Annotated in this window: 3 protein-coding genes; all 3 read left to right on the forward strand. The window is 73.3% G+C overall.

Features of this window, described 5'->3' with window-relative positions:
* Positions 1-34 precede the first annotated feature (34 nt).
* The 3 genes from ACFCZF_RS07040 (at position 35) to ACFCZF_RS07050 (ending at position 25,825) form a co-directional block, all read left to right on the forward strand.
* Positions 35-5,488 (forward strand): SDR family NAD(P)-dependent oxidoreductase, encoded by a 5,454-nt coding sequence (locus ACFCZF_RS07040; RefSeq protein WP_376670787.1) that lies wholly within the window; start codon positions 35-37, stop codon positions 5,486-5,488.
* Entirely contained in the window at positions 5,488-10,278 is a 4,791-nt protein-coding gene (locus ACFCZF_RS07045; protein ID WP_376670788.1) for a type I polyketide synthase, read from the forward strand. The genes ACFCZF_RS07040 and ACFCZF_RS07045 overlap by 1 nt, the downstream gene beginning before the upstream one ends.
* Positions 10,279-10,345: 67 nt before the next feature.
* Entirely contained in the window at positions 10,346-25,825 is a 15,480-nt protein-coding gene (locus ACFCZF_RS07050) for an SDR family NAD(P)-dependent oxidoreductase (RefSeq protein WP_376670789.1), read from the forward strand.
* The last annotated feature ends 6 nt before the right edge of the window (positions 25,826-25,831 follow it).

Raw genomic sequence — 25,831 nt, forward strand, 5'->3', positions numbered from 1 at the left:
CGAGGCCCACTTTCGATCCCGATCGGACGGCTTGGTGAACAACGAAGAGCAGCTACTCGGCTACCTCAGGCGGACGACGGCGGACCTGCGGGAGACGCGACGTCGCCTGCGCGAGAACGAACAGCGCGCGCACGCTCCCGTCGCCATCGTCGGCGTCGGCTGCCGCTATCCGGGCGGCGTGACCTCACCCGAGGAGCTGTGGGACCTGGTGGCGACGGGTACCGACGCGGTCTCGGACTTCCCCGACGACCGGGGCTGGGACGTGGACGCACTGTACGACCCCGACCCGGCACGACCGGGAACCACCTATGCCCGCACCGGCGGCTTCCTGTACGACGCCGCCGACTTCGACTACGACTTCTTCGGCATCAGCCCGCGCGAGGCTCTTGCCATGGACCCGCAGCAGCGGCTGCTGCTCGAGTGCTCCTTCGAGGCGTTCGAGCGCGCCGGCATCGTGCCGGCCTCGCTGCGCGGCAGCCGTACCGGTGTCTTCACCGGGATCATGTACAACGACTACGCCGCCCGCCTCGACACCGTCCCCGAGGATCTGGACGGCTACCTCGCCAACGGCAGCGCGGCGAGCATCGCGTCCGGGCGCGTCGCCTACACCTTCGGCCTCGAGGGCCCGGCCGTCACCGTCGACACGGCGTGCTCCTCCTCCTTGGTGGCCCTGCACTGGGCGGTGCGCGCCCTGCAGTCTGACGAATGCTCGCTCGCCCTGGCCGGCGGGGTCACCGTGATGTCCACCCCCGAGACCTTCGTCGACTTCAGCCGCCAGCGTGGCCTCGCCCCCGACGGCCGCTGCAAGGCCTTCGCCGCCTCCGCGGACGGCACGGGCTGGGGAGAGGGCGTAGGCATGCTCCTGGTGGAGCGCTTGGCCGACGCACAACGAAACGGCCATCCGGTGCTCGCCGTCGTCCGCGGCAGCGCCGTCAACTCCGACGGCGCCAGCAGTCGGCTCACCGCGCCCAACGGGCCCTCGCAACAGCGGGTCATCCGCCAGGCCCTGGCCGGTGCCGGACTCTCCCCGGCGGACGTTGACGTGGTCGAGGCCCACGGCACCGGTACGTCCCTCGGCGACCCGATCGAGGCGCAGGCGCTGCTGGCGACCTACGGACGCGAACGCCCCGCCGGACGGCCGCTGCTCCTGGGGTCGGTCAAGTCCAACCTGGGGCACACCCAGGCCGCCGCGGGCGTCGCCGGGGTCATCAAGATGGCGATGGCCATGCGCCACGGAGAGGTGCCCCCCACACTGCACGTCGACGCTCCCACGGACCAGGTGGACTGGGACACAGGAGCCGTCGAACTGGTCCTGAAGCGCGGCGAGTGGCCAGGAACCGGACGCCCCCGCCGCGCCGCCGTCTCCTCCTTCGGCATCAGCGGTACCAACGCCCATGTCGTACTGGAACAGGCGCCCGTCGAGGCGCGACCGGAGGCGAACACCACCGCGCAGGCCTCACCCTCGCAGGGCGCGAAAGAGAGCGAGCCCCCGGCCGGCGTCTCCACCGTCACACCCGTGCCCTGGATCGTCGCGGGCCGCACACCGGAGGCAGTGGCAGGACAGATCACGCGGCTGCGCGACCACCTCGCCGGACGCGAGGACGCGGGCCCGGCCGACATCGGACTGTCCTTGGCCACCACCCGCTCCTCCTTCGAGCACCGAGCCGTCGCCGTGGGCCACAGCGTGGGCGAACTGCTGGACGCGCTCGTGACCTCGAACCCGGTCACCGCCGTCGGAGGCGGGACCGGCTTCCTGTTCACGGGCCAGGGATCGCAGCGTCCCGGCATGGGCCTCGGTCTCTACCACGCTTACCCGGCCTTCGCGGAGGCCTTCGACGCGGTGTGCGAACTGGTCGATCCCAAGGTGGAGTTGCCCCTCAGCGAGGTGATCGACCGTGAGGCCGGACTGCTGACGCGGACCGACTACGCGCAGATCGCCATCTTCGCCACCGAGGTGTCCCTGTACCGTCTGCTGGAGTCCTGGGGGGCCGTCCCCGACTATCTGGCCGGCCACTCGGTCGGTGAACTGGCCGCAGCGCATGTCGCCGGGGTGCTGTCCCTGTCCGATGCCGTGGCTCTGGTCCTGGCCCGCGGTGGCCTGATGGCCGAGTTGCCCGAGGGTGGAGCCATGGCCGCGCTGCGGGCTACCGAGGAGGACGTCGCCCCGTATCTGGACGACAAGGTCGCCCTCGCCGCCGTCAACGGGCCGCGCTCGGTGGTGATTTCGGGGACCGGGGAAGCCGTCGACGCGCTCGCCGCCCGCTTCGACCGGAGCAAGCGGCTGAAAGTGTCCCACGCCTTCCACTCACCGCTGATGGACCCCATGCTGGAGGCCTTCGGCGAGGTCGCCGCCCAGTGCGTGCTCCACCCGCCGCGCATCCCGATCGTCTCCAGTCTCACCGGAGCCCTCGCCGACCCGGACCACCTCGCCACTCCCGGCTACTGGGTGGACCACGTCCGCAGCCCCGTCCGCTTCGACCGCGCCCTCGCCACCTTGCACGACCTGGGTGTGCGAAGGTTTTTCGAAGTGGGACCGGACAGGGCGTTGACCTCCTTGGCAGGGAAGTGCCTTCCCCCGGACACGGTCTGCGTCGCCGGTCTGCGCCGCGACGGCGACGAACCGCGTGACCTCGTCGCCTCGGTGGCCCGACTGCACACGGCCGGTGCCCCCGTCGACTGGGGTGCGTTCTACGCTCCACACGGCGCCCGGCCCACCGATCTGCCCACGTACGCCTTCCAGCGGACCCGACTGTGGCTGGAGGCGACACCCGCGGGCACCGGTGACGCCGAACGGTTCGGGCAGAGCGCCACCGGCCATCCGCTGCTCTCCGCCGCGACCGAACTGCCCGGGAACGGGGGCGCGGTCCTCACGGGGCGGCTGTCCTCGACCTCCCAGCCCTGGCTCCGCGACCACAGCGTCCACGGCACCGTTCTCCTGCCCGGCACCGCCTTCGTCGAAATGGCTCTGCAGGCCGCGGAACGGACCGGCTGCGCCTCGGTCGGAGAACTGACACTGCACGCTCCCCTCACCCTCCCCGAGGACGGCGCCGTAGCCGTACAGGTCACCGTCGACGGCGAACAGGACGGGGTCCGCGCGCTGACCGTCTTCTCCCGTCGCACCGACGCCCCCGACGCCCCGTGGACCCGCAACGCCGACGGCTTCCTGACCCTCGCCGCCGACGACGGGGCGCCTGCCGTCGAGCAGTCCGACCCTTGGCCTCCCCCCGACGCCGAGGCCGTAGACCTGGCGGGCGTCTACACGGAACTCGCCGGCACGGGATACGGATACGGCGAGACCTTCCAGGGGTTGCGTGCCATGTGGCGCCGCGGCGACGAGGTGTATGCCGAGGCGGCCCTGCCGGACGGGGCACGTGCCACCGCCGGTGCCTTCGGCGTCCATCCGGCGCTCCTCGACGCCGTCCTGCACGTGAACCTGCTGAACCTGCCGGACGGACAGGCCGTCCTGCCGTTCGCCTGGAGCGGTGTCACCCTGCACCGGTTGGGCGCCGACCGCCTGCGCCTGCGGCTGTCACCGGCCGGTACCGACGCGGTACGCCTCGACCTGGCGGACGGTGACGGCCTACCGGTCGCCACGGTCCGCGCTCTCGTCGCGAGGCCCGTCTCGGCCGATCAACTCGCCGCCGACGACGCGGACCCGCTGTACAGGGTCGACCTCGTCCCGGCCCCCGGGCCGGCGAACCCGCCCGACCCCGACGTGGCCGTGTGCGGCGCCGACACCGGTCTCGACGCCCCGCACTACCCCGATCTCGCCGCGCTCGCCGACGCGGGTGTCGTGACGGACCCGGTCCTGCTGGCCGTACCGCCCGCGCCCGGCACCGGCCCGGGGCTGCCGGACCAGGCACGGGACCTGGTCGGCGCCACCCTGGATTCCCTGCGCGCGTGGCTGGCCGACGAGCGGTGGGCCGGTCACCGGCTCGCCGTACTGCTGCGCCGCGATCATCTCGCCCACGCCCCGCTGTTCGGCCTGGTGCGTGCCGCGGCGGCCGAGAACCCCGGCCGCTTTCTGCTGATCGGCAGCGACGGCAGCGTATCTCCGGACGCCGCCCTCGCGGCCGCCCTCGTCTCGGAAGAACCGGAGATGGCCGTGCGCGACGGCGAGGTGCGGGTACCGCGCCTGACGCGAGTCGAGTCCGCCGAGCCCCCCACCTGGGACCCGGAGGGCACCGTTCTGATCACCGGGGGGACGGGCGGACTGGGTGCGCTGATCGCTCGTCACCTGGTCACCGAGCACGGCGTTCGCCGCCTGCTCCTGGTCGGACGCCGCGGCGCGGACGCCCCCGGCGCCACCGAGCTGCGCGACGACCTCACCGCACGCGGTGCCGACGTGGTCCTGGACCGATGCGACGTCGCCGACCGCGCCGATCTCGCCGCATTGCTCGACCGGCACACGGTGCGGGCCGTGGTGCACGCCGCCGGTGTCGTCGACAACGGTGTCCTGGCCGGCCTCGACGCCGGCAAGGTCGCACGGGTCCTGCGGCCGAAGGTGGACGCGGCCTGGCACCTGCACGACCTGACCCGCGAGACAGACCTGTCGGCGTTCGTCCTGCTGTCCTCCACCGCAGGACTGCTCGTCGGCGGCGGACAGGCCAACTACGCGGCGGCCAACACCTTCCTGGACGGTCTCGCCGCCCACCGCCACGCCCTCGGCCTGCCCGCGGTCTCCCTGGCGTACGGCCTGTGGTCGTCCGGGGCGGGCATGAGCGGCGCCGTCGACGCCGCCGACCTGGAGCGACTGCGCAGGCTCGGTCTGCCGCCGCTGACCCCCGCCCAGGGGCTGCGCATGTTCGACGCCGGCGTCGGCGGTGAGGACGCCGTCGTGGTCCCCGTCCGGCTGGACGCCGCCGCGGTCCGGGCGCGGCCGGACGGCGTACCCGCGCTGCTGTGCGGCCTGGTCCGCCCCGCCGTCCGCAGGGACGGTGCCGCGACGCCCGGCGGTACTTCGGGCAGCTCCTGGCGTGAGCGGCTGGCGGCGCTGTCCGACACCGAACGGGACCGTGCCCTGCTGGAGTTGATCCGCACCCACACCGCAGCCGTGCTCGGCCATCCGACGCCGCAGGCCGTGGACCCCGGGCGCGCCTTCCACGAGATGGGCTTCGACTCGCTCGCCGCCGTCGAACTGCGCAACCTCCTCGCGGGCGCCACCGGCCTCACCCTGCCGGCGACGCTCGTCTTCGACCAACCCTCACCCCGCACACTCGCCGCCCATCTCAAGTCCGAACTCGTGCCCGGACCGGCCGACCTCGCCCGGTCCGTCCTGGCCGACGTGGACCGACTGGAGAAAACGCTGCTCGTCCTTCCCGACCTGGACGGCAGCCACACCCGCGTCAGGGCACGCCTGGAGGCACTCCTACGCGGCTGGCAGGACGACTCGGGCCGCGCCATCGCGCCCGAGGACCCGCAGGACGTCGAGAAGGCCAGCGACGAAGAACTCTTCGCGAGGATCGACAACGAACTGGGAGCCCTGTGATGGAAGCCCCGGCCACGGCTGAGAAGCTCCGTGACTACCTCAAGCGAGCCACTACGGAGCTGGAGCGCACTCGCCGCCGCGTGCGGGAGCTCGAGGAGCGCGACCACGAGCCCGTCGCGATCATCGGCATGGGCTGCCGCTACCCCGGTGGGATACGGACACCCGAAGACCTGTGGCGCGTCGTCGACGAGGGCGTCGACGTCGTCTCCGACTTCCCCACCGACCGGGGCTGGGACATCGACGCCATCTACGACCCCGAGCCCGGAGCCCCGGGCCGGACCTACGTCCGCCACGGCGGCTTCCTGTACGACGCCGCCGAGTGCGACCCCGCCTTCTTCGGCATCAGCCCCAAGGACGCGCCCGGCACGGACCCGCAGCAGCGACTGCTGCTGGAGGTCAGCTGGGAGGCCTTCGAACGGGCCGGCATCGATCCCACCGCGATGCGAGGCACCCCGACCGGTGTCTTCGCGGGCCTGATGCACCACGACTACGTCGGCGGCACCATCTCCGGAAGCATCCTGTCGGGCCGCATCGCCTACACCCTCGGTCTGGAGGGTCCCGCCATCACCATGGACACCGCGTGCTCCTCCTCCCTGGTCGCGCTGCACGCGGCGGTCCAGTCCCTGCGCAGGGGCGAGTGCTCCCTGGCGCTGGCGGGCGGTGCCGCCGTCATGGCCAGCCCCGAGATGTTCATCGAGTTCAGCGAGCGCCGGGCCCTGTCGCCCGACGGCCGCTGCCACTCCTTCTCCGACGACGCCGCCGGCGCCGCCTGGGCCGAGGGAGCGGGCATGCTGCTGGTGGAGCGGCTGTCGGACGCGCGCCGCAACGGGCACCAGGTGCTCGCCGTGGTCCGCGGCAGTGCCATCAATCAGGACGGTGCCTCGAACGGGCTCACCGCCCCCAGCGGACCGGCCCAGATCCGTGTCATACGTCAGGCCCTCGCCGACGCGCAACTGGCCCCGCACCACATCGACGCGGTGGAGGCGCACGGCACCGGCACCACCCTCGGCGACCCCATCGAGGCCCAGGCCGTCATCGCCGCCTACGGACAGGACCGTACCGAGGGACGACCGTTGCTGCTGGGATCGATCAAGTCCAACATGGGCCATGCCCAGGCCGCCGCCGGAGTCGGCGCCGTCATCAAGATGGTCATGGCCCTGCGCCACGGAACCCTGCCCAGAACGCTGCACGCCAAGACTGCCACCACCGCCGTCGACTGGGCGGCCGGCGACGTCGAACTGCTCACCGAGCCGCGCCCCTGGGGCGGCGACGGGCGCCCCCGCCGTGCCGGCGTCTCCTCGTTCGGCATCTCGGGCACCAACGCGCACACCATCATCGAGGAGGCGCCGCCGCCCGCCGAGGCAGACGACGGTGCGCAGTCCCGGGCCGCCCTCCCCGTCGTGCCGTGGCTGCTCTCGGGCAAGGGCGCCGACGCGGTACAGCGGCAGGCGCGGCGACTGCTCGCCGTCGCCGACGGCCTCGACCCGTACGACGTCGGATACTCCCTGACCACCACCCGCTCCCAGTTCACCCACCGCGCAGCCGTCACCGGACGCGACCGCGACGAACTGCTGGCCGCCCTGCGCGAAGTCGCCGACGGCACCCGCGCGCCGGTCGTCGCTCCCGAACCCGGACGCCTCGCCGTGCTCTTCTCCGGACAGGGCTCGCAACGCCCCGGCATGGGCCGCGTCCTGCGTGACAACTTCCCGGTGTTCGCCGCCGCCTTCGACGAGACGTGCGCCGCGTTCGACCACCATCTCGACCGGCCGCTGCGCGACGTGATGCTCGACGAGGACGCCGGGCACGAGGAAACCGGGCACGAGGACGCCGGGGACGCGGCCGCGCCACTGCACCGGACCATGTACACCCAGGCGGCCCTGTTCACCTTCGAGACCGCCCTCTACCGGCTGCTGGAACACTGGGGGGTGCGCGCCGATCTGCTCAGCGGGCACTCCATCGGCGAGATCGTCGCCGCTCACGTCGCCGGTGTACTGGACCTCAAGGACGCGGTCGCCCTGGTCGCCGCCCGGGGCCGGCTCATGCAGGACCTGCCGCCCGGCGGCGCCATGGTGTCCCTGCTGGCCACCGAGGCCGAGGTCACCGGACTCCTCACCGACGGCGTCGACATCGCCGCCGTCAACGGTGAACGCTCGGTAGTGGTGTCCGGCGACGAGGAGGCGGTCCTGGCCGTCGCCGCGAAGGTCCACAAGAGCACGCGGCTGAAGGTCTCGCACGCCTTCCACTCGGGACGCATGGACCCGATGCTCGCGCCCTTCCGCGAGGTGCTGGAGGGTCTCACCTTCCACGAACCCGCGCTGCCGGTGGTCTCCAACGTCACCGGACGCGTCGCCGACGACCTCACCTCGGTGGACTACTGGGTGCGGCACGTGCGCGAGGCCGTCCGCTTCCACGACGGGCTGCTCACCCTCGCCGCCGAGGGCGCCACCCGCTTCCTGGAGGTCGGCCCCGATTCGGTACTCAGCAACATGGCGCAGGACGTCGCCGCCGAGGCCATCGGTACCCAGCGGCGCGACCGCCCGGAGGACACCGCACTCGTCGATGCCCTGTGCCGGCTCCACCTGAGCGGCAGCGGCCCCGACTGGAGGACCGTCTTCGCCGGTGGCAGGTCCGTCGACCTGCCCACCTACCCCTTCCGCCGCGACCGGCACTGGGAGGACGCACCCATCCTTCAGGCCGAGCGCTCGGCGGCAGCCCGCGCGGACGGCGACGCCGGTGACCCCTTCTGGGACCTGGTGCGCGAACAGGACGTGTCCGCCGTCGCCGCCACCCTCGACCTGGACGACGAGAACTCCGTGGCAGCCGTCGTCCCCGCCCTCGCGGCCTGGCACGGCCGGCGCCGGGCACACGCCGCCGCGGACGCACTGCGCCACCGCGTCACCTGGGAACCGCTCGCGCCCGCCGCCACCCCGGCACTCGGCGGCAGCTGGCTCGTCATCGTCCCCCAATCCACCGCTACCGATCCCTGGACCGGCCAGGTCGTCGGCGCTCTCGCCGACCACGGTCTGAGCATCGACACACTGACGGTGCCGGACACCGCCGATCGCGCCGAGTTGGCCGGCGCGCTCACCGGCCGCACCGGCGTCGACGGTGTGCTCTCCCTGCTGGCTCCCGCGACACCACTGACGACGACCGCCGCCCTGGTACAGGCACTCGGAGATGTCGGCGCTGACGCCCCCCTGTGGTGCGCCACCCGCGACGCCGTGTCCCGGGAGACGGCCGACGAGGTCACCGGTTACGCCCAGGCGGGTGTGTGGGGCCTCGGCCGGGTCGCCGCTCTGGAGCATCCCGACCGCTGGGGCGGACTGATCGACCTGCCCGCCGATATCGGTCCGCGCACGGCGGCCCGGCTGGCCGAACTGCTCGCGGACGCCGGGGGCGAGGACCAGATCGTGGTCCGCGAGTCAGGCGCCCACGGACGGCGGCTGGAGCACGCCCCGGCCCGGGCGGGTGCGCCGTGGAAGCCGTCCGGCACCGTGCTGGTCACCGGGGCCACCGGCGCCGTCGGCGGGGCCGTCGCCCGCTGGCTCGCCGCCGAGGGCGCCGACCACCTCCTGCTCACCTCACGCCGGGGCACCGAGGCCCCCGGAGCCGTGGAACTGGCTCGCGACATCACCGGCACCGGCACCGCCGTCACCCTGGCCGCCTGCGACGTCGCCGACCGCTCCGCGCTGGCCGAACTGCTCGACTCCGTACCGGCGGAGCACCCCCTGACCGCGGTCGTCCACCTCGCGGGGGTCCTCGACGACGGCGTCCTGGACGCCCTCACCCCCGACCGGTTCGCCCACGTCCTGGCGCCCAAGGCCGAAGCCGCCCACCACCTGCACGAGTTGACCAAGGACCACGACCTCTCCGCCTTCGTGCTGTTCTCGTCCCTCACCGCGACCGTCGGCGGGGCCGGGCAGGCCAACTACGCGGCCGCCAACGCCTACCTGGACGCTCTGGCCGAGCACCGGCACGCGGCGGGCCTGCCCGCCACCTCGGTGGCCTGGGGGCCATGGGGTGGCGACGGCATGGCCGCACACGGCACGGTGCGCTCGGCGGCCCGTGCGATGGGCATGACGCTCCTCGATCCGGTCCTCGCGCTGACGGCGCTGCGCAGGGCGCTGGACGGCGGTGACACCACCGTCACCGTCGCAGACGTCGACTGGTCCGTCTTCGCGCCGGCCTTCGCCGCCAGTCGCCGCAGTGCCCTGCTGACCACACTGCCCGAGGCGACGCGCAACACAAGTGGGCCGGAAGCGGCGAACGCCGCCCACGGATTCACTCAGAAGATCGCCGGTCTGACCGGTGGAGAGCGCGAGCGCGCACTGCTGGACCTGGTCTGCGGGCAGGCCGCCGGTGTCCTCGGCTACGCCGACGCTTCAGCCGTCGAGCCGACCACCGCCTTCCGCGACCTCGGCTTCGACTCGCTCACCTCGGTCGACCTGCGCAACCGGCTCAGCAGTGCCGCCGAGGTGCCGCTGCCCGCCACGCTCATCTTCGACTACGCCACACCCGCGGCCCTCGCCAAACACCTCGGTACCGAACTCGCCGGAGGGGACCTCACCGTGGACGCCCTCTCCGCCGAACTGGACCGCTTCGCCACCCGCTTGGCCGGCCTGACCGCAGACGACATCGAGCAGGGCCGGGTCACCACCCGGCTCCAGAACCTGCTCAACGACCTGAACAAGACCGTCGGCCAAGACGCCGACCTCGTCACCGGACGCCTCCAGGAAGCCTCCGCCGACGACGTCTTCGCCTTCATCGACAACGAACTCGGCTCGGCGTGACCCCGCACTCCCGCGACACCTGGGCCCACCCGCAGTCCACCTCTTCGCACAGGAGTGGCGACATCCGATGACCAACGACGAAAAGCTGCTCTCCTACCTCAAGCGGGTCTCCGCCGATCTGCACCAGACCCGCCAGAGGCTGCGCGAGGTGGAAAGCCAGGACCAGGAACCCATCGCCATCGTCGGAATGAGCTGCCGCTTCCCCGGCGGTGTCACCAGCCCCGAGGAGTTCTGGCGGCTCGTCCACGACGGCACCGACGCGATCGGGGACTTCCCCGACGACCGCGGCTGGGACATCGACGCGCTGTACGACCCCGACCCGGACGCCACCGGCAGGACGTACTCCACCCGAGGCGGCTTCCTGCGCGACGCGGCGGGATTCGAACCCGACTTCTTCGGCATCAGCCCGCGGGAGGCCGTCGCGATGGACCCCCAGCAGCGCCTGCTGCTGGAAGTGTCGTGGGAGGCGCTGGAACACGCCCGTATCGCCCCCGACTCGGTGCACGGCGACCGGGTCGGGGTGTTCGCCGGCACCAATGGACAGGACTACCGGGACCTGCTGGCCAGGATGGAACAGGACAGCGAGGCCGCCCTCGGAACGGGCGCCCTGGCCGCCGTGATCTCCGGCCGGATCTCCTACACCCTCGGTCTCGAGGGTCCGGCGGTCACCGTCGACACCGCCTGCTCCTCCGCGCTCGTCGCCGTCCACCTGGCCGTACAGGCCCTGCGAGGCAGGGAGTGCACCCTCGCCCTGGCGGGCGGCGCCACGGTCATGGCCACCCCCAACTCCTTCGTCGCCTTCAGCCGCCAACGCGGCCTCGCCCGGGACGGCCGCTGCAAGTCCTTCGCGGACTCCGCCGACGGCACCGGCTGGAGCGAGGGCGCGGGCATGCTGCTCCTGGAGCGGTTGAGCGACGCACGTCGCAACGGTCACGAGGTGCTCGCCGTCGTCCGGGGCTCCGCCGTCAACCAGGACGGCGCCTCCAACGGTCTGACGGCACCCAACGGGCCCTCCCAGCAGCGGGTCGTCCGGGCCGCGCTGGCCGGCGCACGCCTCGCCCCGGCCGACGTCGACCTGCTGGAGGCGCACGGCACCGGCACGACGCTCGGGGATCCGATCGAGGCACAGGCCCTGCTGGCGACCTACGGTCAGGACCGGCCCGAGGACGCCCCGCTGTGGCTGGGGTCGGTGAAGTCCAACATCGGGCACACGCAGGCCGCCGCGGGAGTCGCGGGGATCATCAAGGCCGTCATGGCCATGCGGCACGGCGTCCTGCCGCGGACGCTGCACGCCGACGATCCGTCGACGAAGATCGACTGGAGCCGCGGCCAGGTCCGCCTGCTCACCGAGAACCGTCCCTGGCCCGACCACGGACGCCCGCGTCGTGCCGCGGTCTCCTCCTTCGGCGCCAGCGGGACCAACGCGCACACCATCCTCGAAGAGCCTCCGACCGAGGACGCGCCCCTGGAGGATCCCGCGCCGCGCACGGCGCCGCCCCTGGTGCCCTGGGTGCTTTCCGGCCGAACGGAAGAGGCCCTGCGCGAGCAGGCCGCCCGCCTGGTATCGGCCGCCGCGGACGCGGACCCGGTGGACGTGGCCCACTCCCTCGCGATCTCCCGCGCCGCCCACGCCTACCGTGCCGTCGTCCTCGGCGCCGACCGCGACGCGCTGCTCGCCGCCGTGACACGGGTCGCCGACGACGGACGAGCGACCGCGCTGGGCCGTGTACGAAGGGGCCAGACCGCCTTCCTCTTCACCGGCCAGGGCTCCCAGCGCCCCGGCATGGGCCGCGGGCTGTACGAGCACTTCCCGGTGTTCACCCGCGAGTTCGACCGGATCTGCGACCTGTTCGGCGACGACCTGCGGGGACTGGTCCTCGGCGACGACCCCGAACCGCTCAACCGGACAGAGCGCACCCAGAGCGCGCTGTTCGCCTTCGAGGTCGCCCTCTACCGGCTGGTGGAGTCCTGGGGCCTCACCCCCGACTACCTCACGGGACACTCCATCGGCGAGATCGCCGCGGCACACGTGGCGGGCGTGCTCGACCTGACGGACGCCTGCACCCTGGTCTCCGCGCGTGGACGCCTCATGCAGGCGCTGCCCGAAGGCGGTGCCATGATCGCCCTGCGTGCCACCGAGGACGAGGTCCGGCCCCTGCTCACCGACCGTGTCGGCATCGCCGCCGTCAACGGGCCGCACTCCGTGGTGATCTCCGGTGACGCCGCCGAGGCCGAGAGCATCGCCGCCCGCTTCACCAAGTCCCGCCGGCTGAAGGTGTCGCACGCCTTCCACTCGCCGCTGATGGAACCCATGCTGGACGAGTTCCGCGCCGTGGCCCGGTCCCTGGCATTTAACCCGGCCGCCATCCCAGTGGTCTCCCATGTCACCGGCGCGCTCGCCGGCCAGGACATCGCGGGCCCCGACTACTGGGTGCGGCATGTGCGCGAGGCCGTCCGATTCCACGACGGTATCCGCACCCTCTCCCGGGAAGGGGTCACCCGCTTCCTGGAGATCGGCCCCGACGCGGTGCTGACCGCCATGGCCCGCGAATGTCTGAGCGCCGACGAGGACAGCGGTCGGGACCTTGTCCTCACGGCCGCCACCCGCCGGGACCGGGACGAATCCGAAACCCTGCTCACCGCCCTGGCCCAGCTGTGGGTGGGTGGCGCGGGCCCGCGCTGGGAAACGCTGTTCACCGGCGCCGGCGTGGTCGACCTGCCCTTGACGGCCTTCCAGCGCGAACGCTTCTGGCCCGAAACAGCGGCGCTCGTCGGGGATGTCGGTTCGGCCGGGCTGGACTCCGCCGACCACCCGCTGCTGGGCGCCGCCACGGTGCTTGCCGGATCGGAAGGAGCGGTACTCACCGGGCGTCTGTCCGTGCGCACCCACCCTTGGCTGGCCGACCACGTCGTCGGCGGCGCGGTGGTGGTGCCCGGCACCGCCATGGTGGAGATCGCGGTACGAGCCGGCGACCAGGTCGGCTGCAGCCGGCTGGAGGAACTGGCTCTGGAGATCCCGCTGGTGCTGCCACCCGACGAGGGTGTCCGCGTCCAGGTCGCCGTCGGCGCGTTCGACGCGGCAGGAGTCCGCACGGTCCAGATCTACGCGCGCGCCGAAGGGGCCGGGGCCGACGCGGCGTGGACCCTGCACGCCTCGGGCCTGCTCGCCGATGGCCCGGCGGCCTCCGGCGCCCGGCTGGAGGAATGGCCGCCGCCCCAGGCGGAGGAACTGGATCTCACCGGCCTGTACGAGCGGCACGCGGTCGCGGGACTCGCCTACGGGCCCGCCTTCCGCGCACTGACCGGAGCCTGGCGGGACGGCGACGACCTCTTCGCCGAGGTGCGCCTGCCGGAGCGCCAGGCCACCGACGCGCCGCGGTTCGGCCTGCATCCCGCCGCGTTCGACGCGGTCCTGCACGCGCTGGCCCTGCTCGGCGACGGCTCCGGCGACGACACCGCCCGGCTGCCGTTCATGTTCGCGGGAGTCACGCTGCACGCCGTGGGCGCCTCGGTCCTGCGGGCCCGCATGACGGCCACCGACGACCACACCTTCGCCGTCGACCTGGCCGACGCCTCCGGCGCACCCGTCGCCACCGTCACCTCGCTGGCCTCCCGGCCACTGACCGGGCTGCGGCGCGAGCACGACGCGACCACCGATGCACTGTTCGCCGTCGACTGGCAGCCGCTGGTGCTGGAGACCGACGCCCCCGACGTCGGCCACCGACTGTTGCGGATCGAGCCCGGCGACAACGGCGACACCGTGCGCGCGGCGCTGCACACGGCGCTCGCCGCCCTCCAGGACGACGACCCCCGTCCGCTGGCCGTCGTCACCGGCGGCGCCGTCTCCGTCGCGGGGGAGGACGTGCCGGACCTGGCCGGTGCGGCGGTGTGGGGCCTGGTGCGCACCGCACAGTCGGAGAACCCCGGCCGCTGTGTGCTCGTCGACCTCGACGAGACCGACCCGCACGGCGACAAGGCCCTGGCCGCCGTCCTGGCCACCGGCGAACCCCAGGTCGCGGTCCGTTCCGGCACCGCGCACGCGGCCCGGCTGACGCGCGCCGGCCTTCCCGACGACGCGACAGCGCTCTCCCTCGACCGCGACGGCACCGTGCTGCTGACCGGCGCCACCGGGGGACTCGGCCCCGTACTCGCCCGGCACCTCATCACCACGCACGGGGTGCGCCACCTGGCGCTGGTCAGCCGCGGCGGCGCCTCCGACGAACTGGTCGCCGAACTCGCCGCGCTCGGCGCGACCGTGACCGCGCACGCCTGCGATGTCGCCGACCGAGCCGCCCTCTCCGCTGTCGTCGAGGCAGTCGCGCGGCAACGTCCACTCACCGCGGTCGTGCACGCCGCCGGTGTCCTCGACGACGGCGTGGTCTCCTCGCTCACGCCGGAGCGGATGGACGCCGTACTCGCCCCGAAGGCGCTCGGCGCACTTCACCTGCATGAGCTGACCCGCGAACACGACCTGTCGGCATTCGTCCTGTTCTCGTCCGTCGCCGGTACCGTCGGCGCCCCGGGCCAGGGCAACTACGCCGCCGCCAACGCGCTCCTGGACGCCCTCGCCACCCACCGCCACGTACACGGTTCGCCCTCCCTGGCCCTCGCCTGGGGGCCGTGGATCCCGGCCGGCGGCATGACCGGCGCCCTCGACGACGCCGACCTCGCCCGCATGTCCCGCGGCGGCATGACGCCCCTCGCACCCGACGAGGGCACCGCGCTGTTCGACCGAGCGCTCCGCGCCGGGCGTCCCTCACTGGCACCGGTACGGCTGAACACCTCCGCGCTGCGCGCGCAGGGCACCGGCCTCGCCCCGATCCTGCGCACCCTGGTCGGAGGCCACACCACCCGCCGCGAGGCGGCCACCCAGGAGGCGGGATCCACTTTCGCCGACCGCATGGCCACCCTCGGCGAAAGGGAGCGGGCCGAGGCCCTGCTGCACACCGTCCGCACCCACGTGGCCGTCGTCCTCGGACACACCGGACCGGACACCGTGGACAGCGACCGGGCCTTCAAGGAACTCGGCTTCGACTCGCTCGCCGCGATCGAACTGCGCAACTCCCTGTCCGCCGAGACGGGCCGGCGCCTCCCCGCCACCCTGGTCTTCGACCACCCCTCGCCCACCGCGCTCGCCACGTACCTCGGCACCCTGATCGCCGGTTCCGGTTCCGGGACCGCGGCGCGCCGGACCCGCGGTACAGCTCCAAGCCGCACCGACGAGCCGCTGGCGATCGTGGGCATGGCCTGCCGCTATCCGGGCGGCGTCCGCTCGCCGGGGGACCTGTGGCGCGTGGTCGCCGACGGCACCGACGCGATCGCCCCGTTCCCCGCCAACCGAGGCTGGGACGTGGACCGTGTCGTCGACCCCTCGGGGCAGCGGCCCGACACGTCGTACGTGGGCGAGGGCGGATTCCTCTACGAGGCGGGCGAGTTCGACGCCGCGTTCTTCGGCATCAGCCCCAAGGAGGCGCTGGTGACCGACCCCCAACAGCGGCTGCTGCTGGAGACTTCCTGGGAGGCCCTGGAGAACGCGGGAATCGATCCCCTCACCCTCAAGGGCAGCCCGACCGGTGTGTTCGCGGGAGTCCAGTACCACGACTACTTCGGCAGTTTCGGCTCCGGCAGCATCATCTCCGGCCGCGTCGCCTACACCCTCGGCCTGGAAGGGCCCTCACTGTCCGTCGACACTGCCTGCTCCTCCTCGCTGGTGGCGCTGCACCTGGCCGCACAGTCGCTGCGCCAGGGCGAGTCCTCCCTCGCGCTCGTCGGCGGCGTCGCCGTCATGGCCACTCCGGAGACCTTCGTCGAATTCAGCCGCCAGGGCGCGCTCGCCCCCGACGCCCGCACCCGCGCCTTCGCGGACGCCGCCGGCGGCACGGTGTGGGGCGAGGGCGTGGGCGTCCTGGTGGTCGAGCGCCTCGCCGACGCCCGCCGCAACGGTCATCCCGTCCTCGCCGTCGTGCGCGGCACCGCCGTCAACCAGGACGGCGCTTCCAACGGTCTGACCGCGCCGCACGGCCCCTCGCAGGAACGCGTCATCCGCCAGGCTCTGGAGAACGCCCGCCTCACCACCGCCGACGTCGACGTGGTGGAGGCGCACGGTACCGGCACCACGCTCGGGGATCCGATCGAGGCACAGGCCCTGCTCGCCACCTACGGGCAGGACCGGCCCGAGGACGCCCCGCTGTGGCTGGGCTCGGTGAAGTCCAACATCGGGCACACCCAGGCCGCGGCCGGTGTCGCCGGCGTCATCAAGATGGTCATGTCGATGCGCCACGAAACCCTGCCGAGGACGCTGCACGTCGACCTGCCGTCCACCAAGGTGGACTGGGACGCCGGACAGGTGCGCCTGCTGACGGAGGAACGCCCCTGGCCGGACACGGGGCGGCCGCACCGGGCCGGGGTGTCCTCGTTCGGGATCAGCGGCACCAACGCCCACGTCATCCTCGAACAGGCTCCGTCCGGCCCCGCCGGGTCCGAGTCCGGGTCCGAGCCCGACACGTCCCAGGGCCTGGTCGTACCGTGGCTGCTGACGGCGAAGTCGCCCGCCGCCCTGGCCGGTCAGGCCGCCGCGCTGCTCGACCATCTCGACACCCATCCCGGCATCGACCCGTCCGACGTCGGCTGGTCGCTCGCGACCACCCGCGCCCGCTTCCCCCACCGGGCCGCCCTCACCGGCGACGACCCCGCCGAACTCCGCCACGCCTTGCATCAGTTGGTCATCGGTGGCACAGCCCGTAATCTCACTGAGGGCAGTGCCACCCGCAGTGCCCGGCCCGTCCTGGTCTTCCCCGGCCAGGGCACCCAGTGGTCCGGCATGGCCACCGAACTGCTGGACCAGTCACCGGTGTTCGCGGCCCGTATGGCCGAGTGCGCCGCTGCCCTGGAACCACACACCGACTGGGACTTCCACACGGAGCTGAGTGGCGCACTCGACCGGGTAGACGTCGTCCAACCGCTCCTGTGGGCGGTCATGGTGTCGCTCGCCCACACGTGGAGCAGCTACGGTATCGGTCCGGCCGCCGTCATCGGCCACTCCCAGGGGGAGATCGCCGCGGCGTGCGCAGTGGGCGCGCTGTCCTTGCAGGACGGCGCCCGGGTGGTCGCGCTGCGATCCCAGGCCATCGCCGAACTCCTCTCCGGCTCCGGCGGCATGATGTCCGTCGGCGAGGGCGCCGAAGCGGTCCGCGAGCGGATCGCCGCGTGGGACGGCCGACTGTCGGTCGCCGCCGTCAACGGCACCGCCTCCACCGTCGTCTCCGGCGACTCCGACGCCCTCGACGAACTGCGCGCCCTGCTGCGCGACGAGAAGGTCCGCGCCAAGCGGCTGCCGGTGGACTACGCCTCCCACAGTGCCCACGTCGAGTCGCTCCGCGATCGGCTCGCCGAGGTCCTGGAAGGCATCGCACCACGCCGCGTCGAGGTGCCGTTCTACTCCACCGTCACCGGCACCCTGATCGACACCTCCGACCTCGGTGCCGACTACTGGTACACCAACCTGCGCGGCACGGTTCTCTTCGAGCAGGCGGTGCGGGCGGCCGTCGCCGACGGCCACACCCTCTTCGTGGAGTCCAGCCCCCATCCCGTACTGACCGTCGGCATCCAGGAGACCTACGACGCGGTGGCCGCGGTCGGCTCGCTGCGCCGGGACGAGGGCGGCCGCGACCGGATGCTCGTCGCCCTGGGTGAGGCCGCGGTCCACGGCGCCGAACCGGACTGGTCCGCCGTCGCCGAAGGCCGCCGAACGCGTCAAGTCCCCCTGCCGTCCTACGCCTTCCAACGCGAGTGGTACTGGCTCGACAGCACGGCCACCGGCGCCGACGTCACGTCCGCCGGTCTCGCGGCCACCGACCACTCCCTGCTCGGCGCCGCGATGGTGCGGGCCGACAGCGGTGAGGCGGTACTCACCGGCCGGCTCTCGGCGGGAACCCATGCCTGGCTGACCGACCACCGGGTCGGCGGCCGGCTGCTCTTCCCGGGCACCGGGCACCTGGAACTCGCGCTGCGAGCCGGCTCCGAGGTCGGCCACGGCGACGTGGGCGAACTGACGCTGCACGCACCGCTGGTCGTGCCCGATCACGGTGCCGTCCAGGTTCAGGCGGTCGTCGGCCCGCCCGGGGAGACGACCCGCTCGCTCACCATCTGGTCCCGAGTCGAGAGCGCCGACCAGGAACTGCCGTGGACCCGGCACGCGGACGGTCTGCTCGCCCCCACCGGCAGCCTCTCGGCAACCGTCGTCGAACCGCTCACCCCTTGGCCTCCGCAGGGCGCCGAGCCCATCGCCCTCGACGGGCTTTACGAGGAACTCGGCGGCCTCGGTCTCGACTACGGCCCCTCGTTCCAGGGCCTGCGGGCCGCCTGGCGGGCGGAGGACGGCGTCTACGCCGAGGTCGCCACCCCGGCCCCCGTCGACGGCTTCGACCTGCACCCCGCCCTCTCCGACGCCGCTCTGCACACCGTCGGCCTCGCCGACCCGACCGCCGACCAGGCACTGCTGCCCTTCGCCTGGTCCGGAGTACGGCTGCACGCCACCGGCGCCACCGCGCTGCGGGTGCGGATCCGGACCACCGGCCAGGGCACGGTCTCACTCACCCTCGCCGATCCCACGGGAGCCCCGGTCGCCACGGTCGACTCCCTCACCCTGCGTCCACTGCGCACCGACGTGCTGGACGCCGCCGCACGGCCGGCCGGCGCCGGTGCGCTGCACCGAATCGACTGGGTGCCGGCGTCGGCACCGGACACCGCCCAAGGCTCGGGGAGCGTGCAGGTGCTCCGTGCGCCGACGGGTGTCACCGCCGCCGAGGCGCGAGCGGCCGTCGGCACCGTCCTGGACGATCTGCGTGCTCGGCTCACCGACGAGCGGGACGCCGACCACCCGCTCGTCGTCATCACAGGCACCGACCCGGCCGGCGCCGCGGTCGGCGGTCTGGTCCGCTCGGCCCAGTCGGAGAACCCCGACCGCGTCGTCCTGATCGAGACCGAGCCCGGTACGACACCCGACCCCGACCGCCTCGCGGAGGCACTCGCCACGGGCGAACCACACCTCGCCCTGCGCGTGGGCGGCTGGTACGTGCCGCGCCTGGCCCGTATGGCGGCCCCCGAGCCGGTGCCGGACCGGCCCGCCGCGCCCGCTCCCGAGCTGGGGACGGGCACCGTCCTGCTGACCGGCGCGACCGGCGCCCTCGGCGGTGTTGTCGCGCGGCACCTCGCCGGCGAGCGGGGCGTCCGCCATCTCATGCTGCTGAGCCGGAGCGGTGCCTCCGACGAACTGGTCGCCGAGCTGACCGGACTCGGCACCGAGGTCACCAGCGTCGCCTGCGACGTCTCCGACCGGGAAGCGCTCGCCGCGGCCCTGACGGCGATACCCGCACAGCGGCCGCTGACCGCCGTGCTCCACGCGGCCGGTGTCCTGGCCGACGGAGTGCTCGACTCCCTCACTGCCGAACGCGTCGACACGGTCTTCCGTCCGAAGGCCGACGCGGCCTGGTACCTGCACGAACTCACCGCGGACCTCGGCCTGTCGGCGTTCGTCCTGTTCTCCTCCTCCGCGGCGGCCCTCGGCTCGCCCGGCCAGGGCAACTACGCGGCCGCCAACGCCTACCTCGACGCACTCGCCGCGCACCGCAGGAGCCTCGGCCTGCCGGCCCACTCCCTGGCCTGGGGCCTGTGGGACCGTTCGGGCGGCATGACCGGCTCCCTCGACGACACCGACCGGGCGCGCATCGCCCGCGGCGGTGTCGCTCCGCTCGAAACCGGGGAAGGGCTTGCCCTGTTCGACGCGGCTCTGCGCGAAGACGAGCCCGTCGTCCTGCCGCTGCGACTCGACACCGCAGCGCTGCGTGCCGGCACGGACATGATGGCCCCGCTGTTCCGCGGTCTGGTGCCCGTCCGCCGGGCGACCGCCGCGGGCGCAGCGACCGCGGGCAAGGACTCGCTTCGGGACCGGCTCGCCGGACTTCTGGAGCAGGAACGCGAGCCGTTCCTCACCGACCTGGTGCGGGGCCGCGTCGCCACCCTCCTCGGCTACCGTTCGGCCCAGGACGTCGGCCGCAACCTGGCCTTCCGGGAACTGGGATTCGATTCACTGGCAGCGGTCGAGCTGCGGAACGGCCTGGCCGCCGCGACCGGGCTGAGGCTGCCCGCCACGCTGGTCTTCGACCACCCGACCCCGGCCGAACTCGCCCGCTACCTGCTCGACGAGCTGACCGGCACCCTCGACCGCCCCGCACCGGTGGCCACGGCCCGCAGCGCGACCGACGAACCCATCGCCATCGTCGGCATGGCCTGCCGCTTCCCCGGCGACATCGCCTCCCCGGAGCAGTTGTGGCGGTTGGTCGCCGAAGGCCGCGACGCCTTCGGTGACTTCCCCACCGACCGCGGCTGGGACATCGACACGCTCCACGACCCGACCCTGGACCGACCCGGTACCACCTACACCCGGCACGGTGCCTTCCTGCACAACGCCGCCGACTTCGATCCCGCCTTCTTCGGCATGGACGAGGAGGAGGCGCTGGTGACCGATCCCCAGCAGCGCCTGCTGCTGGAGACCTCCTGGGAGGCCCTGGAACGGGCGTCGATCGACCCCGCCTCCCTGCGCGGGTCCGACACCGGCGTCTTCGCCGGCGTCATGTATCACGACTACTTCGCCAGCTTCGGCTCCGGCAGCGTCGTGTCCGGCCGGGTCGCCTACACCCTCGGTCTGGAGGGACCGACCCTGTCCGTCGACACCGCCTGCTCCTCGTCACTGGTGGCGCTGCACCTGGCAGCACAGGCGCTGCGCCAGGGCGACTGCTCCCTCGCCCTGGCAGGGGGAGTGTCCGTGATGGCCACTCCGGGCACCTTCGTGGAGTTCAGCAGGCAGCGGGGTCTGTCCCGCGACGGCCGCTGCAGGCCCTTCGCGGACGCCGCCGACGGCACGGGCTTCGGCGAGGGCGCCGGCGTCCTGCTGCTGGAGCGGCTCGGCGACGCACGGCGCAACGGCCGTACGATTCTGGCCGTCCTGCGCGGCACCGCGGTCAACCAGGACGGCGCCTCGAACGGCATCACGGCGCCCAACGGCCCCGCCCAGCAACGCGTCATCCGCCGCGCCCTGGAGACCGCCGGTGTCAACGCGGCGGACGTCGACGTCGTGGAGGCGCACGGCACCGGCACGACCCTCGGCGACCCCATCGAGGCACAGGCACTGATCGCCACCTACGGCGCGGAGCACTCCGACGAACGCCCGCTGTGGCTGGGGTCGGTCAAGTCCAATCTGGGCCACACCCAGGCCGCCGCCGGAGTGGCCGGAGTCATCAAGATGGTGCAGGCGATCCGCAACGAGACGCTGCCCGCCAGCCTCGGAATCGACACGCCCTCCCGTCACGTGGAGTGGGAGGAGGGCCACGTACGTCTGCTGACCGAGTCCCAGCCGTGGCCCGACGCGGGACGGCCGCGCCGTGCGGGCATCTCCTCCTTCGGCATTTCCGGGACCAACGCCCACGTCATCCTCGAAGCCGCCCCGGCCGAACCGACGGCGCACCCGCGGACACCCGCGCCCCACCCGACGGCCGCCGTGCCCTGGCTGCTCTCCGGGCACACGGAACAGGCGCTGCGCGCCCAGGCCGCCCGGCTGCTGGACCACCTCACCGACGCACCGGACTCCGACGCACGAGAGGTCGCCGGTGCCCTCTTCCACTCCCGCACGGCACTCGCGCACCGCGCCGCCGTAGTGGGACACACCCGGGAGACCCTGACCGAGGGACTGCGCACCCTGTCGCAGGGCCGCACACCGCCCTCGGGCGCGACCGGCACGGCCACCGACGGCAAGCTCGCCCTGCTCTTCTCCGGCCAGGGCTCCCAGACGCCCGGAATGGGCGCCGGACTCGCCGCCGCGTTCCCGGCCTTCGCGGACGCCTACGAAGAGGTGAGCGCGCACCTGAACCCGCTCCTTGACCGGCCCCTGGCCGATGTGCTCGACTCCGCGGAACTGCTCGAACGCACCGAGTACACCCAGCCGGCCCTCTTCGCCTTCGAGGTCGCCCTGTACCGGCTGCTCGAGTCGTTCGGCGTCCGGCCCGACCTGCTGGCCGGTCACTCCGTCGGCGAGTTCGCCGCCGCCCACGTGGCCGGCGTGCTCGGTCTCCAGGACGCGTGCCGGCTCGTCGCCGCACGGGGACGGCTGATGCAGGCCCTCCCCGAGGGCGGCGCCATGGTGGCCGTACGCGCAGGAGAGGACGAGGTCGCGCCCCTGCTCGGCGACGGGGTCGCGATCGCCGCCGTCAACGGACCCGCCTCCGTGGTGATCTCCGGTCCCGCCGGCCCGGTCCGCGCGCTTGCGGCCGGGTTCGAACGCAGCAAGGAACTGGCCGTCAGCCACGCCTTCCACTCGGTCCTCATGGAACCGATGCTGGAGGAATTCCGCGCGCTTGCCGAGTCCCTGTCGTACGGCTCCCTGCGCATCCCGCTGGTGTCGACCCTCACCGGCGCCCAGGCCGCCCCGGACGAGTTGTCCACTCCCGAGTACTGGGTGCGCCACGCCCGCGAGGCCGTTCGTTTCGCCGATGCCGTCACGGCGCTGCACGACGCGGGCGCGAGGCACTTCGCCGAGGTCGGCCCCGGCAGCGCGCTCACCAGCGCGGCCGGTGACTGCCTGCCCGAACACATCGCCGCCGTTCCGCTCCAGCGCCGGGACCGCGAGGAGACCGAGTCCCTGATCTCCGGACTCGCCACGCTGCACGTGCACGGCGCCCATGTCGACTGGACCGACCTGCTGCCCCACCGCGACGGCGCCGAGTTGCCCACCTACGCCTTCCAGCGAGGGCGCTTCTGGATGACCGGCGACCCGAGCGCGACCGGACCCACCGCCGATCACCCGCTGCTGGGCATCGCCGTCGAACGGGCCGACGCCGACGCGAGCCTTTACACCGCGCGGCTCTCGCTGGCCGCGCAGCCCTGGCTCGCCGACCACAGTGTCGGCGGCGTACCCCTTCTGCCGGGGACGGCGTTCGTCGAGATGGCCCTCGCCGCTGGGGCCCGCCAGGACTGCCCTGTCGTGGACGAACTGACCGTTGCCGAACCGCTGGCGCTGCCGGAGCACGGCACCGTCCGGCTCCAGTGCACGGTCGGCGAGCCGGACAGCACCGGAGCACGCGACTTCCGCGTGTACTCCGCGCACTCCGACGGCGACCCCTGGACCACCCACGCGACGGGCACACTCCGCCCGGTGGACCCGGCTCCGACGCCCGCGTACGACCTGACGTCCTGGCCGCCTCCCGGAGCCGAACCGGTCGGCCTGGACGACGTGTACGAACGGCTCGGCGCGCTCGGCGCCGAGTACGGGCCGCACTTCCAGGGCCTGCGGGCCGCCTGGCGCTCGGGCGACGAGGTGTACGCCGAGGTGTCCACGCAGCCCGACGGCGCTCCGTTCGCCCTGCATCCCGCACTGTTCGACTCCGCGCTGCACGCCATCGGCCTGCGTGAAGGTGCCGCCGAGCGGATGGCGCTGCCGTTCGCCTGGAGCGGTGTGGAGCTGCACCGCGCCGGCGCGACGGTCCTGCGGGTGCGGATCGCGCCGCTCGGCTCGGGCGCCGTGCGGATCGACACCGCCGACGCCACCGGCCGGCCCGTGGCCCGGGTCGCGTCACTGGCCCTGCGGGAGGTCGATCCCGCCCGGATCGCCGCGGCCGCGGCCGGCGGTCACGACGACCTGTTCACCCTCGACTGGGTGCCCGTAGCGATGCCGGCCGTCCCGCAGGCCGACCGCTGGACCGTCCTGGGCCCCGGCCACGAGGCCCTGGCCACCACCCTGGCGGGCGAGGTCGCGGAGGTTCTCGCCGCCGCCGACCTGGACGAGGCCGCCGCCCAGAAACCGGCCACCCTCGTCGTCCCGCACGCGGGTGGCGAGGGCCCCGAGCGGATCCGGGCGGCGACACGGCGGCTGCTCGCCGTCGTGCAGGACTGGCTGGCGGACGAACGGTTCGCCGACACCGGTCTCGTCGTCGTCACCCACGGTGCCGTCGGCCCCGGCTCCGGGGATGTCATCGACCCGGGCGCGGCCACCGCGTGGGGCCTCCTGCGTTCGGCTCAGTCCGAGCATCCCGAGCGGATCGTGCTCGCCGACCTCGACGACGACGACGCCTCGCGCCGGCTGCTGCCGTCCGCCGTCGCCTCCGGCGAACCCCAACTGCTGCTGCGCGAGGGCGCGGCGAACGCCCCACGCCTCATGCGGGCACCGCGTCTGGAAACGACGGACCCGGTCGACTGGTCGGGCGGCGTCCTCGTCACGGGCGGCACCGGCGCGCTCGGCCGCCTGACGGCTCGGCACCTGATCACCACGCACTCCGTCACGCGGCTGGTCCTGCTCAGCCGCAGCGGAGCCGAAGCACCCGGCGCAAGTGAGCTGTGCGAGGAACTGACCGCCCTGGGTGCGCGGGTGACGCTCGCCGCCGGGGACGCTTCCGACCGCGCCGTCCTCGCCCGTGTCCTGGACGAGCACCCGGTCACCGCCGTGGTCCACACGGCCGGAGTTCTCGCCGACGCCGTCATCACCTCCCTCACACCAGAGCAACTGGACAGGGCGCTGCGACCCAAACTGGACGCCGCGCTGCACCTGCACGACCTCAGCGCGGACCGGCCCTTGACGGCGCTCGTGCTGTTCTCGTCCGCGGCGGGCCTGCTCGGCAGCCCGGGCCAGGCCGCCTACGCCGCGGGCAACGCCTTCCTCGACGCCCTCGCCGCGCACCGCCGGTCCATGGGACTGGCCGCCGTCTCCCTCGCCTGGGGCGCCTGGGCGGGCAGCGGCGGAATGGCCGACCGGCTGGGCGACACCGATGCCCGCCGCATGACCTCCGGTGGGGTACTGCCCCTCGACGCGGAAGCGGCACTGGACCTGTTCGACGCCGCGGTGGGACGTGCGGAGCCGGTGCTGCTGCCCGCTCGCCTCGAACTGAACGTCCCGAGGGACGCCGCTCGGGTCGCGCCGCTACTGCGCGGCCTGGTCCGTGTGCCGCGCCGCACGGTGGCGACCGGGTCGGCCGCCTCGGCCGCGCTCCGTGGAGAACTGGCCGCATCGACACCCGAGAAGCGGACCGCGAGGCTGCTGGACCTGGTGCGCGACGAGGCCGGGCACGTCCTCGGGACCGAGGAGTTCGAGGCAGACCTGCCCTTCAAGGACCTCGGGTTCGACTCACTGACGGCGGTCGAGTTCCGCAACCGGCTCAACGAGGCCACCGGCTTGAGGCTGTCCGCCACGCTGGTCTTCGACCACCCCAGTCCCGCCGCCCTCACCGACCATCTGGCAGCCGAACTGGCCCCGTCGGTGAACGACGGTTCCCGCACGCAGGACGGCGGCGTCCGCGCGGCCCTGGCATCCATTCCGCTGGAGAAGCTCCGGGAGTCGGGACTGCTGGACAGCCTGCTGGAACTCGCCGGCGGACGACCCGCGCCGGACGAGGTGGGCAACGCTGCGCCCGGCCGCCCTTCGATCGACGCGATGGACGCGATGGACGCCGAGAGTCTGATCAACCTGGCGCTCGACGGTTTCGTCGGCGACGACGACGCTCTGTGACAAGGA

The sequence above is a fragment of the Streptomyces sp. NPDC056296 genome (assembly GCF_042268605.1).
Lineage (GTDB): Bacteria > Actinomycetota > Actinomycetes > Streptomycetales > Streptomycetaceae > Streptomyces.

What these genes read in the sequence shown, in the direction of transcription:
- ACFCZF_RS07045 (WP_376670788.1), top strand. Translation starts at nt 5,488, where the DNA reads ATGGAAGCCCCGGCCACGGCTGAGAAGCTCCGTGACTACCTCAAGCGA.
- ACFCZF_RS07050 (WP_376670789.1), top strand. Translation starts at nt 10,346, where the DNA reads ATGACCAACGACGAAAAGCTGCTCTCCTACCTCAAGCGGGTCTCCGCC.